Annotated in this window: 15 protein-coding genes, 1 pseudogene and 1 riboswitch; of the genes and pseudogenes, 6 read left to right on the top strand and 10 right to left on the bottom strand. The window is 48.2% G+C overall.

The features are described from left to right. Positions 1–70: 70 nt before the first annotated feature. The gene (modB, locus tag NYE62_RS17025) at positions 71–754 is read right to left on the bottom strand and encodes a molybdate ABC transporter permease subunit (RefSeq protein WP_039253873.1); all 684 of its coding nucleotides are present in this window, start codon (positions 752–754) and stop codon (positions 71–73) included. Then, complete coding sequence (gene modA / locus NYE62_RS17020; protein WP_342497071.1) at positions 735–1532, bottom strand: molybdate ABC transporter substrate-binding protein; 798 nt, start codon at positions 1530–1532, stop codon at positions 735–737. The genes modB and modA overlap by 20 nt, the downstream gene beginning before the upstream one ends. Positions 1533–1649: 117 nt before the next feature. Here modA and NYE62_RS17015 point away from each other — a divergent pair, with 117 nt between their 5' ends. After that, the gene (locus tag NYE62_RS17015; protein WP_043020702.1) at positions 1650–2576 is read left to right on the top strand and encodes a substrate-binding domain-containing protein; all 927 of its coding nucleotides are present in this window, start codon (positions 1650–1652) and stop codon (positions 2574–2576) included. A gap of 30 nt (positions 2577–2606) precedes the next feature. Here the strand turns inward: NYE62_RS17015 and NYE62_RS17010 are convergent, their stop codons facing one another. Together NYE62_RS17010 and NYE62_RS17005 are read right to left on the bottom strand one after the other, a co-directional pair. After that, positions 2607–4463, bottom strand: a complete 1857-nt coding sequence (locus NYE62_RS17010) for an LTA synthase family protein (RefSeq protein WP_342497070.1) — start codon at positions 4461–4463, stop codon at positions 2607–2609. A gap of 41 nt (positions 4464–4504) precedes the next feature. Then, complete coding sequence (locus NYE62_RS17005) at positions 4505–4987, bottom strand: metal-dependent hydrolase (protein ID WP_003151759.1); 483 nt, start codon at positions 4985–4987, stop codon at positions 4505–4507. A 183-nt stretch (positions 4988–5170) separates the two neighbouring features. Here NYE62_RS17005 and sspJ point away from each other — a divergent pair, with 183 nt between their 5' ends. Next, on the top strand, positions 5171–5311 hold the full coding sequence (gene sspJ, locus NYE62_RS17000; RefSeq protein WP_007410034.1) for a small acid-soluble spore protein SspJ: 141 nt from the start codon (positions 5171–5173) through the stop codon (positions 5309–5311). A 122-nt stretch (positions 5312–5433) separates the two neighbouring features. Then, positions 5434–5615, top strand: a riboswitch (Lysine riboswitch). A 108-nt stretch (positions 5616–5723) separates the two neighbouring features. Continuing rightward, entirely contained in the window at positions 5724–7136 is a 1413-nt protein-coding gene (locus tag NYE62_RS16995) for an amino acid permease (RefSeq protein WP_007410036.1), read from the top strand. A gap of 52 nt (positions 7137–7188) precedes the next feature. On the opposite strand, the pseudogene NYE62_RS16990 reads toward NYE62_RS16995, so the two are convergent. Together NYE62_RS16990 and NYE62_RS16985 are read right to left on the bottom strand one after the other, a co-directional pair. Further along, a pseudogene (locus NYE62_RS16990) lies at positions 7189–7266 on the bottom strand (SAM-dependent methyltransferase); the annotation flags it as partial. A 45-nt stretch (positions 7267–7311) separates the two neighbouring features. Next, positions 7312–8250: an iron-hydroxamate ABC transporter substrate-binding protein gene (locus NYE62_RS16985; RefSeq protein WP_012118425.1), complete on the bottom strand. Its 939-nt coding sequence runs from the start codon at positions 8248–8250 to the stop codon at positions 7312–7314. A 247-nt stretch (positions 8251–8497) separates the two neighbouring features. Between NYE62_RS16985 and NYE62_RS16980 the strand changes: the two genes are divergently transcribed. Genes NYE62_RS16980 through NYE62_RS16970 form a run of 3 tightly spaced genes read left to right on the top strand, consistent with a single transcriptional unit; the run spans position 8498 to position 11367 of the window. After that, entirely contained in the window at positions 8498–9535 is a 1038-nt protein-coding gene (locus NYE62_RS16980) for an iron ABC transporter permease (RefSeq protein ID WP_029973587.1), read from the top strand. After that, positions 9535–10545 carry an iron ABC transporter permease gene (locus tag NYE62_RS16975; RefSeq protein ID WP_007410040.1) on the top strand — a complete coding sequence of 337 codons (1011 nt, stop codon included), beginning with the start codon at positions 9535–9537 and terminating at the stop codon, positions 10543–10545. Before NYE62_RS16980 ends, NYE62_RS16975 begins: the two co-directional genes overlap by 1 nt. Before the next feature lie 18 nt (positions 10546–10563). Beyond that, positions 10564–11367 carry an ABC transporter ATP-binding protein gene (locus NYE62_RS16970; RefSeq protein ID WP_007613715.1) on the top strand — a complete coding sequence of 268 codons (804 nt, stop codon included), beginning with the start codon at positions 10564–10566 and terminating at the stop codon, positions 11365–11367. A 64-nt stretch (positions 11368–11431) separates the two neighbouring features. Here the strand turns inward: NYE62_RS16970 and NYE62_RS16965 are convergent. The 4 genes from NYE62_RS16965 to NYE62_RS16950 all read right to left on the bottom strand — a co-directional run bounded on the left by NYE62_RS16965 (position 11432) and on the right by NYE62_RS16950 (position 14617). Continuing rightward, a protein-coding gene (locus NYE62_RS16965) for an IS3 family transposase (RefSeq protein WP_342497024.1) occupies positions 11432–12582 on the bottom strand; the annotation gives its coding sequence in 2 pieces (ribosomal slippage) (positions 11432–12309 and positions 12309–12582; 1152 coding nt in all). Positions 12583–12694: 112 nt separating this feature from the next. After that, positions 12695–13117, bottom strand: coding sequence for a YrvL family regulatory protein (locus NYE62_RS16960; RefSeq protein WP_031378358.1), 423 nt, complete (start codon positions 13115–13117; stop codon positions 12695–12697). A gap of 66 nt (positions 13118–13183) precedes the next feature. After that, positions 13184–14344 (bottom strand): oxalate decarboxylase family bicupin, encoded by a 1161-nt coding sequence (locus NYE62_RS16955; RefSeq protein ID WP_342497069.1) that lies wholly within the window; start codon positions 14342–14344, stop codon positions 13184–13186. A gap of 117 nt (positions 14345–14461) precedes the next feature. Next, positions 14462–14617: a YvrJ family protein gene (locus tag NYE62_RS16950; RefSeq protein WP_012118419.1), complete on the bottom strand. Its 156-nt coding sequence runs from the start codon at positions 14615–14617 to the stop codon at positions 14462–14464. Between the last annotated feature and the right edge of the window lie 80 nt (positions 14618–14697).

Raw genomic sequence — 14697 nt, 5'->3', positions numbered from 1 at the left:
GTTTCATTATATACCATCCGATTTTAAATCAAAAAGCCTCCCGGCGAAAGGTGCGCGGAAGGCGGATCGGTCAAGCGGGTTTTTTCAATTGGATGAAAAACAGCATCAGGAAAGAAATGATTACAATACAGATCACCCACACCCAGGCGAGTGTTTCATTGCCGGAGTCCATCGCGACGTAAATCGCTGTCGGCAGCGTTTGGGTGACACCGGGAATATTTCCCGCAAACATTAAAGTCGCCCCGAATTCACCTAGCGCACGTGCAATACTGAGAATGCTTCCGGTCAAGAGGGAGGGAAAGGCAAGCGGGACGGAAATACGGGTGAACACCTGCCACCTGCCGGCTCCGTCTACTTTCGCCGCTCCCTCGATGTCAGCATCAACCGCGGCGAAGCCCGTTTTAGCGGACTGATACATAAGCGGGAAGGCAACAATGGCCGAAGCGATCACCGCGGCCGACCACGTGAAAATGACGGGCTGGTGAAAAATCCGCTCAATCGCCCGGCCGATAAAGCTGTGTTTCCCGAAAATAATAATGAGAATGAAGCCGACAACGGTAGGCGGAAGAACAAGCGGGAGCATAAACAGGGTCTCCACAGCCGTTTTTCCGGGAAATTGCGCTTTCGCCATCCAGGCGCCGGCAAGCGTCCCGAGAATGATGACGGCGATGCCTGATGCCAAAGCCACCTCAAAAGACAATACGACTGGGGTGAAAAATTCCGAAGCCGTAATGTTACTTGGCAGTAAATCCATATTTCTTAAACACTTTCATTGCTTCATCTGACTGCAGATACTGATAAAACGCTTCTGCTTCTTTACGGTGCTTTGTATCCTTGACGATGCCGAGCGGATAAACGATCGGATCGTGCGTTTTCGCCGGCGCTTCATCGGTGATTTTCACCTTTTTCGAAATCAGCGCGTCTGTTTTATAGACAAGCCCGGCATCGACATTTCCGGTTTCAACATAAGAAAGCACCTGGCGAACGTCTTTTGCATAGACGACTTTATCTTTTACCTTGTCCCACAGGGATAATGCCGTCAATGACTGTTTGGCGTATTGTCCGGCCGGAACGGATTCAGGCGTGCCGAGCGCGATTTTTTCCGCGCTGTCTTTTTTCAGGTCATTCAGATGTGTCAGGTGTGCGCTGTTTTTCTCAGGCACGATCATGACGAGATCATTTTTCAAAAGATCCGTGGTGTCCTTTTTGTCGATATCTCCGTCATGAACGAGCTTTTCGAATTTATCTTCGGCTGCCGAGAAGAATAAATCAGCTCCCGCGCCTTGTGAAATTTGTTTTTGCAATGTGCCTGATGATCCGAAGTTGTCTTGAATGGTTACGTTTGAATGTGATTTTTCGTAGTTGGTCTGGATTTCTTCAAGTGCATCCTGAGCGCTGGCTGCCGCAGAAACGGTCAGCGTGACTTTTTCGTTTTGTCCGCCTTTGGACGATTGTCCGGATGAGCAGCCCGCAGTTGCCAGGAAAACGGCCATAGCCGCAGTTGTGAGTAGTGTCGCTTTCTTTTTCAACATTGTGCACCCCTTATAGCTAAATATCATTAGATCAAACTAATTATAACGCAATTGTACGTGATGGTGCGGTTTTTTTTCAATATCTGAACAGTTATAATAAAAACGGAGCGTGATAATATGACAGAAGCCACTTCCTATACAATAGAAGAAGTTGCGGGCCTTTTGAAGGTCTCCAAACTGACAGTATATGATTTGATAAAAAAAGGACTCATTCCGGCGTACAGGGTCGGAAGACAGATGAGGGTCGATGAAGAGGACTTAAAACAATATAAAGCAAACATGAGAATGTCAAAAAAGCCATCCGCAGCAGAAGCGCCTGACCCGTCCCGCGGGCGGGAGCCGGAAAAAAGGCAGTCCGTTATCATCAGCGGGCAGGATGTGTCGATGGACCTCCTCAGCAAACAGCTGGAACAAACAATACAGGCGGCTCCGCTCCGCAAGTACAGCGGCAGTTTGAACAGCCTGATCGAGATGTACCGCGGAGCTTGTGACATCGTCAGTCTGCATTTGTACGATGGGGAGACGGGGCAGTATAACATCCCGTATGTGAAGCGCATTCTTTCAGGGGAGCCGTTTGCGCTTTTTCATGTCGTGCTGCGGCAAGCCGGATTATATGTGAAAAAGGGAAATCCGCTGAACATTCAGGGCTTTCAGGATTTGAGCCGAAAGGATGTCCGTATCGTCAATCGCGAAAAAGGATCAGGCGCGAGGGTGCTGCTGGATGAACAGCTCAGATCTTTCGGCATTACGCCGTCTGATGTCGCCGGCTATCATGACATTGTCACGGATCATCTGTCAGCGGCTTCACAAGTATCAAGCGGAAAGGCGGATATCGGAGTCGGGTCGCAGCATGCGGCGCATATGGCGGGCACGGACTTTATCCCGGTGATCAGTGAGCAGTACGATGTGGTCGTCTTAAAACAAAACCGGGAGCTTGTTCAAAGCGTGCAGGACATTCTCAATTCTGAGGAATTCAAGTCTCAGCTTTCTCAATTATCCGGATATGATACGAAAATGACCGGACGGCTCATATATGAAACATGAAAAATCCCTCCATATAACGGAGGGATTTTTTTATTGCTTATAAAACCGCAGCAGGTCGCCGTTTAATATTTTATCGGAAAGCATCAGCTCTTGTTCCGCTTTTTCTTTCTCATCGCTGCACGCGCTCATGTCAGAAAGCGGTTCACCCGTTTTACGGCTGTAACACGTATTTTTCGTATAAATATGATCATCCGTGATAAAGCTGCCGTTTCTCAGCACCGCAAACGGGGTCCGCTCTCCGGAAAACAGATCATTGCCGAACTGAATGCTGCCTTTCGTTTCAATGCCGAGCAGGTGAAGCAGCGTCGGTCTTACATCAACCTGTCCCGCGGCCGAAGCAATCGTTTCCGGCGCACGGTCGGTCACCCCGGGAATATGAATGATAAACGGCACGCGCTGAAGCTGAACCGTATCAAACGGAGTGATTTCCTCTTTCCCTAAGAATTCGGCAAGTCCTTGATTATGGGCTTCGGATATACCGTAATGATCTCCCATCAGGACGATCATCGCGTTGTCATACAGTCCTTCTTTTTTCAGCTTCTTGAAAAAGTGTTTCAGGGCCTCATCTTCATAGCGGACCGTCGTCACATAGCGGTTTAATAACTCGCTGCTTGTGTCCGGTTCCTCAATGAGCTGATCCTGTTTATCAATTTCAAAAGGAAAATGGTTGGTCAAAGTCAGCAGGCTCGCGTAAAACGGCTGCGGAAGCTTCTTTAATTTTTCCGCTGACTGTTCGAGAAATTCCTTGTCCTTCAGGCCCCAGCCTGTTGAATTTTCCTGTGTCACCTTAAATTCATCCGCGTCGAAAAAACGGTCGATTCCGAATGCCCCGTACATCTGATCCCGGTTCCAAAAGGCCTTATGATTGGCATGCAGAACGGCTGAATAGTATTGACGGTCTTTTAACATATGGTACATCGTATTGAACCGGTGGCCGCTTTTTGTGAAAAAAACGGCGCCGCTTGAAGACGGATACAGCGAATTCGCAGTAATGAATTCTGAATCTGAGGTTTTTCCCTGTTCAGTCTGCTGATAAAAATGAGTGAAGTCATAACTTTTTTTCCGCAGTTTATTTAAAAACGGGGTAATCTCCCGTCCGTTGACCCGCTCATCCATTACAAAACGCTGGGTTGATTCGAGCGTTACAAAAATCACATTGCGCCCCTTTGCGAGCCCAAACTTTGATTCGGACGGCCTGCTGTAGTCGGCTTGAGTGTAATTCGCGACCGCCGCAAGGCTGTCTTCGTCGGCAAACGCTTTAGCCCCTGCATTCAGCGTCTGCGAAATGGTGTCATACAAATGAAAGTGGAACAGGCCGATTCCTTTTACGAGCGCTTCACGATCAAAAGGGTGCTTGAACAGCTTCGGCTGCTCGGCCTCAGACAGCGCAAGGTTGCACAGCATGAGGCCGGCTGATGCCCACGCATACGCTTTAACGGTACGGGCGCCCGCTTTTCCTTTACCAGCTTTATGCCTTTTACCAAGATAAAACAAAACCGCAATATCCAAAAATAAAGCGATATAAAGCGGGTGAAACAGCTCTTGGACGCTGCTTCCCATATCACCCATATTGCTCGCCTGAAACAAAACCGGTATGGTGATAAAATCAATATAAAACCCGTAAAACACCGTATTCGCGATTAAAATTCCCGTCAGCATCACATTTGCCGAAAGCAGAAAGATCCGCTGTTTTTTTTCCGTCAGCAGCAGGGCGATGCCGAACAGCGGCACAATGAAGCTCAGCGGATTAATGAGAAGCAGACATTCCTCAAGAACCGAATTGTTCTGCAGATCAAAACCGAGCTTATAAACGGCATAGGTTTTCATCCACATGAACAGGATGGACAGGCATAAAAACCGATGATTGCTGAAAAAGGTTTTCTTCATATGTATGACTCCTCACCCTAAAAGCGAAAGATGCTTTTTGTTTAAGAGATGCGGCCGTGAACCAGTTCGTATAAATAATAGCAGGATACAATCGTTAAGCCGGCCAGCACAAGCTGCTCCGAAAAACTCCCCGTTCTCATATAAAGGGGAAGACGGAAGCGGATGGCGGACGGAAACAGCAGTTTAATGCCGTTGACGGTCCATGCGTCAAGCACAAGATGACTCGCCATTCCGATCATCAGTCCGGCGGAAATGCTCGGATTCGGAATATAGGTTGCCGTAATGAAAAACATAATAAGCATAAACAGCAGGCTGTGTGTAAACGTTCTGTGGCCGAACACCGTGCTTACGATTTTGGACAGAACGGGCAGCGTTCTGCCGATTTTGCTTTTCGTATGGCATATGTCGGGAATCAGCGCCCCGAGGGCACCCGCTGAGGTCATAAGGACCGGATCATACCCGTAATAATACGCAATTGCGGAACAAGAAGCGATGCCTCCCATGATGTGTGTTTTTCCTGTCATTTTTCGCTTCTCCTTTTTATTTTTGCCAAAATCCCCTGAATTACAAATATATCAAGAGAATGCATGTTTGATCAACAAACTTTACCTGTTCCGCCAAAAGGAAGGAGACGCGGATTCCGCATATTCTGCCGCGGAAAAAGACACATTATAGGTGTACCTATATTTGATAAAGAGGTGATACAGATGGCTTTCTTTAACAAAGAAAAAGGAAAAAACAGCGATAAAAACAAAAACGTCATTCAAGGCGCGCTTGAAGACGCCGGTGCAGCTCTGAAAGACGATCCACTTCAAGAAGCTGTTCAAAAGAAAAAAAACAACCGCTGACCATATAAGACGGGTAGGGCGAACGCTCTATCCGTTTTCCATCTAATTTTTCCCTTTGACAGATCTTTTTATCTCTGATAACCTCTGAGTAGAATTGAATGATAAAAATCCTCACTCTTTCTCGGTGAGGTAGAGGTTGCGCTTGATGATGAGTCGCACATGCCAGGCTGATAGGGGGCCGCAAAACATGTGTTAAAGGCATCAGCGCCGAAGTGTAAAGAAAGCCGATCCTTCTTTATGCTGGGACTGTATCTGAATAAGTGCAGGACTGCCGCGTGCTTTTTCGCGGAGGGCTATCCGGAGATCAAGGGTGTGTGTTTCTTTAAGCATGGACTTTTGTTCAGGCTTTTTTTGCGTGTAAATATGGTCTCGGGGTCTGGTCCGTACGAATGAACAACCAGGAGGTACAGGAATGGAACAGACGAAAAAATGGGGTTTTTGGTTATTAACGGCGTTTGTCGTAGGAAATATGGTAGGCTCGGGCATCTTTTCGCTTCCGAGTACGCTCGCAAAAATCGCGAGCCCGTTCGGCGCCACATCGGCATGGCTTTTAACGGGAGCCGGTGTGTTAATGATCGCGCTGGTCTTCGGCCACTTATCCATCCGCAAGCCTGAGCTGACGGCGGGGCCGCAAAGCTATGCGCGTGCGCTGTTCAGCGATCGGAAAAAAGGGAATGCAGCGGGCTTCACGATGGTGTGGGGCTACTGGGTGGCGAGCTGGATCAGCAACGTGGCGATCATCACGAGCCTTGCCGGATATTTAACATCATTTTTCCCGATTTTAACGGATAAGCGTGAAATGTTTTCGATCGGCGGTCAGGCGGTTACGCTCGGCCAGCTGCTGACGTTTGCCGTATGTACGGTTTTATTATGGGGCACTCACACGATTCTCGTCACCAGCATTAACGGTGCGAGTAAATTAAATTTTGTCACGACGTTTTCAAAAGTATTAGGATTTATCTTCTTTATCATTGCAGGTTTATTTGTGTTTCAAACGTCGTTTTTCGATCATTTTTATTTTCCGGTTCAAACAGGTCCTCACACGGTTGAGGGAATCGGCGGACAGATCCACAATGCGGCGATTTCAACATTATGGGCGTTCGTCGGAATTGAATCGGCAGTCATTTTATCCGGGCGCGCCCGTTCGCAGCGTGACGTGAAACGCGCCACCATTACCGGATTATTGATCGCGCTTGGCATCTATATCATCGTGACATTGATTACGATGGGCGTGCTTCCGCATGGTAAGCTTGTCGGCTCGGAAAAACCGTTTGTTGACGTATTGTACGCGATCGTCGGCAATGCGGGAAGCGTCATCATGGCGATTCTGGCGATTTTGTGTCTGTTCGGAACGATGCTCGGCTGGATTCTTCTCGGCTCTGAAGTTCCGTATCAAGCGGCGAAATCAGGAGACTTTCCCGCTGCTTTTGCAAAAACGAATAAACAGGGCAGCCCGGTTGTGTCGTTAATCGTAACGAACGTGATGTCACAGATCTTTATCTTTTCAGTTATTTCCCGGACGATCAGTGACGCGTTTACGTTTTTAACGACGGCGGCGACGCTCGCTTATCTGATTCCGTATCTCGTTTCAGCGTTTTACAGCCTGAAGCTCATTTTTACGGGTGAAACGTATGACGAGATAAAGGGTTCAAGAGTAAGAGACGGTATCATCGCCATCCTTGCCTGCATTTATTCTTTTTATGTCATTATTACCGGAACGGCCGATTTAACGACCTTTATTCTTGGTATCGGGCTGTTTTTCGTCGGTTTGCTGTTATATCCTTTCGTTTCAAAGAAATTTGCAAACAACAGACAATCGGTATGACAAAAAGACATCTCACGTCTGTGAGATGTCTTTTTTTGTTTGCGGCAGCTGATTACTTTTTGACGGCATGTATATAATGAATGGTCTCGAATGCGGTTAAATGGTCAGTGCGTCCGCTGAAAAAACGGTCAAGTGTAAAGCGTAATAAAAAGCCGCTGTGACAGCGGCTTCGGGGTTACTTCGTTAAGCTTTTTGTGATGTAGTCAAGCTGGCCTTCAAGTGAGATCGGGTCTGAGAAATAGAAGCCGATCGGATCAATGCGGTAGACATGGTTTTGTTTGACGGCATCGAGGTTCTTCCAGATTGAGCTGTCAAGCACGCCTTTGTCGTCACCGCCGGCCTGCCATGGCCCCATAAAGATGTAGTCTCCCGCGAAGTCAGGCAGTTTCTCGAGTGAAATGCTGGCGTAGCCCGGCCCTTGATTAATGGCTTTTTCCTGCGTCAGTTTTGTGGCCTTCAGCCCGAGTTTGTCATAAATGATGCTTCCGCCGCGGCCGAAGTCTTTACCGAATACATAGATGTCTTTTCCGTTTGTCTGCATGATGGAGATGGTTTTTGAGCCGACCGCTTTTTGAACCTTTGTTTTAGCGGCAGCGGTTTTCTTATCCCATTCAGCCAGCCATTTGTCTGCTTTATCTTCAGTGCCTGTCATTTTCGCAAACTCTTTGAATTGATCAATGTTGCTGAGCTTGTCATATTTAATAGCGATGGTCGGCGCGATTTTTTCCAGTTTTTCAATATCGGCGCCTTGTGTCGTCCAGACCACGATTAAATCCGGCTTTAAGTCAATGATTTTTTCAACGGACGTGCCGTCGCCGATGTTTGTCACTCCTTTTGTTTTCCCTTTGTAATAAGGGTTTTTAAATACGTTTTGCGGCGCGCCGACAACATTGATGCCGAGCTGTTTAAAGTCGCCGTAGTAGCCGTCAGCCATGACGACGACCCGTTTCGGGTGCTTCGGAATTTTAATATTGCCGTTTTCGGCTTTATACGTGATGGTTTCTTCTTTTTCAGAAGAACCTTTCGTGTCTGAAGAATTGCCGCATGCGGCCAAAGCGGCGATGAGCAGCATGGCAATCAGCGCTGCGCCGATTTTTTTGTATGTATGGAACATTTGACATTCCTTCTTTCATAAAAATTAGTGATAAAGAGAATCATTATCAGTGTGATTATATCACTGCTTTCATAGAGAAGCACGCTCTTTTTTAAGAAAAACTTTCTTTTTTTATATGAAATTAGGTCTATTAAAAGAGAAGATAAAAGTGCTATACTGAAACAAGTCATTGATAATCATTATCATTAACATTCTTGTTTTGAGAAAGGAAGAACGAGTGTTGGGTCTATTGAAAAAGAAACAGACAATGACGGCTCAAGGGGCATCAGGGAGTGAAATCCAGTGGACGGCGCGTTCATTCCGGGCGGCTGTGCTGCTGTGTGCCGGGATTGCGGTTTTATTGATCGGCGCGGCTCTGTCTGTTTCCATCGGAGCTGCCGATATTCATCTGCGGACGGTGTGGGATGCTCTCTTTCACTTTCAGCCGCAAAATACATCTCATCAAATCATACGCGATCTGAGGCTGCCGAGAACTGCCGCCGCCGCGCTCGTCGGGGCTTTTTTAGCTGTGTCCGGGGCGATTATGCAGGGGCTGACGCGGAACCCGCTTGCTGAGCCTTCCATTATGGGCGTGACGTCGGGGTCAGGATTTGCGATCGCATTGGCGTTTGCTTTTTTTCCGGGCCTGTCTGCGGCGGGACTTGTTTTGTGGTCCTTCGCGGGAGCGGGAATCGGAGCGCTTATTGTGTTTGGCATCGGCCTGTTTTCAAAAGGCGGTCTGACACCGGTGAAGCTCGCGCTGGCCGGTACGGCAGTCGGCTATTTCTTAACGGGGCTTTCAAGCGCGATTGCGATCCGTTTTGATGTCGCCCAGGATGTGAAGTTCTGGTATGCCGGAGGAGTTGCTTCCGTGAAATGGGAAGGCGTGCAGCTGCTGTTGGCGGTCGGGGTTATCGGACTTTTGCTGGCATTTCTGATTGCGCGCTCAGTGACGGTGCTGAGCTTGGGTGAGGAGCTGGCCAAAGGGCTCGGGCAGTACACATCGCTTGTGAAAGTAATCGGAATGTTTGTCGTTGTCCTCTTGACGGGGGCTTCAGTCTCAGTCGCCGGAGCCATTTCTTTTATCGGCTTGGTGATTCCGCATATCACCCGATTTTTAGTCGGGGTAGATTACAGGTGGATCATTCCCTGTTCGGCGGTATTCGGCGCCGTTCTGTTAGTCTTCAGTGATATTGCCGCAAGACTCGTCAATGCGCCGTTTGAAACACCGGTCGGCGCTTTAACCGCCCTTATCGGCGTTCCCTTTTTCTTTTATTTGGCGCGCAGGGAAAGGAGAGGGCTGTAATGAATGTAAAATCGAAAAAACCGCTGGCGGTCATGGCCGTTACGTTTTTGCTCATATGCATCGTCTTTTTTATCAGCTTAAACATGGGCGTGATCCGGATTGCGCCTCTTGATACGCTACGTGTCTTTTTCGGACAAGGGGATGCCCGGGATCAGCTCGTTTTATTTGAATTCAGACTGCCGCGCATGGTGCTGTCATTGCTGGTCGGCGCCGGAATCGCGGTTTCAGGCGCGATTTTTCAAAGCGTGTCTCAAAATGACTTGGCGGAGCCGGGCATTCTCGGGATTAACGCCGGGGCGTCTTTGGCGGTCGTTTTGTTTATCTTCTTTTTCCAAGGATCAGCTGCTGATTTAAGCATGGCCGGTACATGGCTGCTTCCGGTGAGCGCTTTAGCGGGGGCTTTTCTGGCTGCGCTGCTCATCTATGTGCTGGCTTGGAAAAAAGGCGTTTCACCTGTCCGGCTCGTTTTGGTCGGGATCGGCGTCAATGCGGGGTTTAATGCGCTTCTCTTGATTTTTCAGCTGAAAATGGACCCGCGGGATTTCATGCAGGCGCTTGTATGGATTTCCGGTTCGATTTGGAACGCCAATTGGAAAATGGTACTGTCCATTTTGCCGTGGCTGCTGGTTCTTTTACCGTTCAGCCTCTATAAAGCCAGGTATTTAAATGTGCTCCAGCTCGGTGATCAGCTGGCGGCGGGGCTTGGCACCCGGGTTGAAAAGGAGCGGCGCGTTCTGCTGATGTGCGCCGTTGCCCTGACCGCGTCATGTGTTGCGGCAGCCGGCGGAATCGCTTTTCTCGGACTCATTGCGCCGCATTTGGCCAGAAGGCTTACCGGACCGCGCCACCAGACGCTTATCCCGGTTTCGGCTTTAATCGGCGCATTTTTATTTCTGCTTGCCGATACGCTGGCGAGAAATGTGCTTGCACCGTCCGAAGTTCCCGTCGGCCTGGTGATTTCCGTGCTCGGAGCGCCGTATTTTGTATATTTGCTGATGAAAACGAAATAGAGGAAGGAGACTGCCGCGATGAACTCATTATCGGCGGAACAGCTTACTGTCGGTTATGGCGACCGTTTGATAGCGAAAGAATTGGATATCGCCATCCCGAAAGGAAAAATTACAACGCTGATCGGTCCGAACGGCTGCGGAAAATCGACGGTTCTCAAAACGATGTCAAGAATCATGAAACCGAAATCCGGCGCCGTCTATTTAAACGGACAGGCGATCATGCAAAAATCCACGAAGGACATCGCCAAGGAAATGGCAATTCTTCCGCAGACGCCTGAAGCGCCGAGCGGGCTGACGGTGTACGAACTTGTTTCTTACGGCAGGTTTCCGCATCAGTCCGGAATGGGCCGTTTGAGTGATAAAGACCGTGACATGATCAAATGGGCGCTGGAAGAGACGGGGATGGCCGAATTTTACGACCGGCCGATCGAAGCGCTTTCCGGGGGGCAGCGGCAGCGTGTGTGGATCGCCATGGCGCTCGCTCAAGAAACGGAGCTGCTGCTTCTTGATGAGCCGACCACTTATTTAGATCTCGCCCATCAGCTTGAAATTTTGCAGCTGCTGGACAAATTAAACAAGGAGCAGGGCCGCACCATTTTAATGGTCATTCATGATCTGAACCATGCCGCCCGTTTTTCCCATTACATGATCGCCCTGAAAAAAGGGCGCGTCATCAAGGAAGGAACGGCGGAGGAAGTCATGACTCCCGGCATATTGGAAGACGTTTTCCAAATTGACGCACAGATTGTAAAAGATCCGCGCACGAACAAACCGGTCTGCTTAACCTACGATTTAATCCGGCATGAAAACGCAACGGTATGATGAAAAAAAAACGCAGAGCCATTCGGGACTGACCCCCGTTTTTGAGACAGGGATCAAAACACCTTTAAGCAGCCAGCTGTCGGTATGTGACCGGCGGCTGGTTGTTTAGTTTCGTTTGAATACGAATGTTGTTATAATAGTATATATAGGTTTCGACAGTTTGCTCTACGATGGTCGTCGTAGTGCTTTCCAACCTGTCGAGGTAGAACGTTTCAGACTTTAGTGAGGAATGAAACGATTCGATGGAGGCATTATCAGCGGGTGTCCCTTTGCGGGACATGCTCATGGTAATGCCTTTTGTTTTAACAGCTTTCTGATACTCATAAGATGTATAAACAGAACCTTGGTCACTATGTAACACGCAGTTCTCTGGCAGTACGGGCAGCTGATCAAGTGTGTGTAAGACAAAATCTGTGTCCTGTCTATCGCCAATCGTAAAAGCAATCACTTCTCCATTGTATAAATCCAATATACTGGAAAGATACAATTGTTTCTGCCCATAAGGCAAATATGTGATATCCGTTACTAGCTTTTCCAGAGGGCGATCAGACTGAAAGTTCCGATCTAATATATTCTCGGCCACGGCATATGGCTGCCCATTCTTCTTGCGCTTTTTCACCTTAACCCGGCATTGCCACTGATTTTTCTTCATAATGCGCTGAACCGTTTTATGATTAATACGCATTCCCTTTTTTAATATGGCTGTGATTTTCCGATAGCCATATCGATACTTGTGTTCTCGGCACAACGTGCCGATTTGTTTTTCTAAATGGTATTTAGGGTTATCTTTCATCAGATTCTTCTTCCAACGATAATAAGATGCTCGTGAGATACCTAAATGAATACAGATATCCTGTATGGTCATTGTGCCGCGCAATGCTTCTACAAGCTCGACTGGCGTTTCGCTATCAGCTTCCTTTCCAATTCGTTGTACTTTTTTAACACTTCATTCTGTTGTCTCAGATAACGATTTTCTGCCTGCAGTTTCTCTAATTCGGAAGAATACTCTGGACCTTTTCCATAAGAATATTGCTTTCCGACAGGTTGTTCGAATCGATGTGTGTCCCCAGCTTTATACCACCTGACCCATGTCTGCACCTGCGTCTTATTCTTTATATTCAATTCCTGCATGATCTCCTTCACAGGCACGCCCGCCAATCTCATTTCTACAGCCTTCTGTTTGACTTCAACCGGATAACTCACTCTTGCCCTCATAGAAAAACACCTCCAAGTCTAATTTCGGATAACAACGATCCGTTTTCAAACTTGAAGGTGTTTTTTGTTTGTCTCATATTATGGGGTCAGTCCCATTCCGGCCTGCGTTTTTTTATTGCGCCCGGGGCTGCTTTTGTCCGGAGACGCATTTATCCAAAACGAAAAAAACCCCCGCCACAATCAGCTCCTCCGTCGTTGACAGCCAAATCTTTTCAATCAGTTTATCCGTCGTATACGCAGTCATCCAGAGGAACAGCAGCTGAACGGTGCTGGCTAAAAGGAGAAAAGGCAGCCTGCCCGTCCCAAAAAAGGTAAAGCTATGTATCATCAGCCGCTCAAGCGGTTCAAAACATAAACCGAGAAAAATAAAAAGCACGGAAAAAAGCAGGACGTACGCCATCGATCCGTAGCTCGTCCCGGCTAATGAAAATACGGCCATCATCACGATGAAATACCCGAATAATACGGCAGCGGCTGCCAGGGCATACCGAAGCACATGAAGAAAAAACATTTTCGTCCCGTTTTGATTGATCATCTGTTCAGCTCCTTTTCACACAGAGGAGACTTGCAGAGACGGAACTCTGCAAGCCGGTGTGTATCTTCAGCATTTCTTTTTGACGACAGGGTGTTTCTCTTTCGAAAGAATATCCGTAAAGTCTTTGCCCAGATCCAGATGCTGCTGGACGAATTTCTCAGGAAGCATGGCAAGCCATTGGTTCAGGGACACATCGGCATAGTGGTCATCCTTGAAGATTTCCAGGAAGACGAGCGGCTCATCTCCCAAATTCTCCACATAGTGGCCCATTGCGAACGGGACGTAACCGACATCCCCGGCCTGATAGTTAAATGTTCTCGCATGGCCGTCCGATGCAAAAACCGTCATCCGTCCTTTACCGGAAATATAATACTGCCATTCATGCGTGTTCGGATGCCAGTGCAGCTCTCTCATTGCGCCCGGTTCGACCACGACAAGCGCTGAAGCGATCGTTTTGGACACTTTGAAGTTTGTGGAATCCGCGATATATACTTTGCCGCCATCCGTCTCAGCAGTCGGACCTTCATCCAGCAGGCGGTAAGTGAACGGATAAGGCACTTCACCGTTCGAGCCTTCCACAATGTCATCTTTCAGCTTCCCGGGAACCGGCTCTTCAAAGATATATTTTTCTTTCCCGGGCAGGCCGGCGAGGTCTTTTTCTGAAACCCCGAAGTTGTTGGCGATGACATCAAGCGGTGTGTGGGCAAGCCAGTCAGTCACTTGGAATGTGCTGTTTTCTGAGAAAGAACCGTCATCAAAAACCAAGAGGAATTCACAGCCTTCTTTCAGCGCCTGAATGGAGTGCGGCAGGCCTGACGGGAAGTACCACAGATCTCCTTCCTTCACGTCATCGATAAAACTGCGTCCCTGTTCATCAACAATCGTGACCCGCGCTTTGCCCGTCAGCATATATGCCCATTCCGCTTCTTTATGCCAGTGCAGCTCACGGATGGCGCCCGGTTTTAAACGCATGTTGACAGATGCCAGATTCTCAGAAATCGGCAGCTCGCGAACGGTCACCTCACGCGCGTATCCGCCCTTTTCCAGCCGGTTGTGCACATCTGAGAAAGAGAATTTCATATTATCCACTGTGCCGTGATCCGTTTCCGGCGGCGTCAGCATATCCGGATTTTGGCGGTCTCTTTCAAGGTTGCGCGGAATCGTGACGGTCGCCCCTTTGTCTCCTCTGATCGGCTGCGGGATATTGCAGTTGTTTTCTTTTGACATGTAAATCGTCTCCTCTCAAGCTTTGTTTTTTCAGAAAGAGAATGTGAAAGGCCTTTCGTTTTCCCTTCTGCTTTGTTAAGTGATGCGTTCCGATGAAAAGTCAACTTCGTGTGAAAATTAATTTTTCATTTTCTGATCTTTCAGTTCCGTCATCAGTTCGATCAGGGCGTCAAACTTCTTCTCAAACCGTGTGAGAAGATACATGGCAATCAGAGCCGGAAAGCCGAGATTGCCGATCTGTCTGACCGCTTCTTCTATAAAAACCTGATCCATTATCAGCCACCTCCTGACTTGACCTGCAGTCATGTATATAAGTGAAAGAAAGAGCGGCTCCTGTAAACCTGATATCCCGG

Source organism: Bacillus sp. FSL K6-2861, assembly GCF_038630725.1.
Lineage (GTDB): Bacteria > Bacillota > Bacilli > Bacillales > Bacillaceae > Bacillus > Bacillus velezensis.
The sequence above is the reverse complement of the archived record's forward strand: the minus strand, read 5'-3'. Positions and strand labels throughout refer to the sequence as shown.